General features: G+C 71.1%; 1 protein-coding gene. It reads left to right on the top strand.

Going from position 1 to position 851, the window contains the following annotated elements:
- Positions 1-12 precede the first annotated feature (12 nt).
- Positions 13-851, top strand: an 839-nt coding sequence (locus ABD211_RS18425; protein WP_344133023.1) for an AMP-binding enzyme, incomplete at its 3' end; no start/stop codon positions are given.

The raw sequence follows: 851 nt of genomic DNA, 5'->3' as shown, positions 1-851 counted from the left end.
GGGGATCGGCGGGTGTTCAACCACTACGGGCCGACCGAGACCACGGTCGGGGTGGCCACGGCCGAGCTGACCACGGTCGGTGACGTGGTGCCGGTCGGGTCGCCGATCGCCAATACCCGGCTGTTCGTGTTGGACGAGGGGTTGAGCCCGGTGCCGGTCGGGGTGACCGGTGAGTTGTATGTGGCCGGTGCGGCCCTGGCGCGCGGCTATGTGGCGCGACCGGGGTTGACCGGTGGACGGTTTGTGGCGTGCCCGTTCGGGTCCGGGGAACGTATGTACCGCACCGGGGACCGGGCCCGGTGGACGCCGGATGGGCAGGTGGTGTTCGCGGGTCGGGTCGATGAGCAGGTGAAGGTGCGGGGCTTCCGGATCGAGCCGGGTGAGGTGGAGGCGGCCCTGCTGGCGTATCCGCAGGTGACCCGGGCGGCGGTGATCGCCCGCGAGGATGTGCCCGGCGAGAAGCGGCTGGTGGCCTACGTCGTTGGTGATGAGGTCGAGGCGGGGGCTCTGCGGGCGTTCGTGGCGGGGCGGCTGCCGGAGTACATGGTGCCGTCGGCGGTCGTCGTGCTGGACACGTTGCCGTTGACCGGTAACGGCAAGCTCGACCGTCGGGCGCTGCCCGCGCCGGATTTCGCGGGCCGGTCGGGTGGTGGTCGGGCACCGGCGAACCGGCAGGAGGAGTTGCTGTGCGCGGCGTTCGCCGAGGTGCTGGGGCTGGAGTCGGTTGGGGTGGAGGACAGCTTCTTCGACCTGGGTGGGCACTCGTTGCTCGCGGTGCGGTTGATCTCGCGGATCCGGGCCACGCTCGGGGCCGAGCTCGACATCCGCCAGATCTTCGACACCCCCACCGT

This window comes from Luedemannella flava (assembly GCF_039528515.1).
Taxonomy (GTDB): Bacteria; Actinomycetota; Actinomycetes; order Mycobacteriales; family Micromonosporaceae; genus Luedemannella; species Luedemannella flava.
Note: the sequence above shows the minus strand (reverse complement) of the source record. Positions and strands in the feature narration are given on the sequence as shown.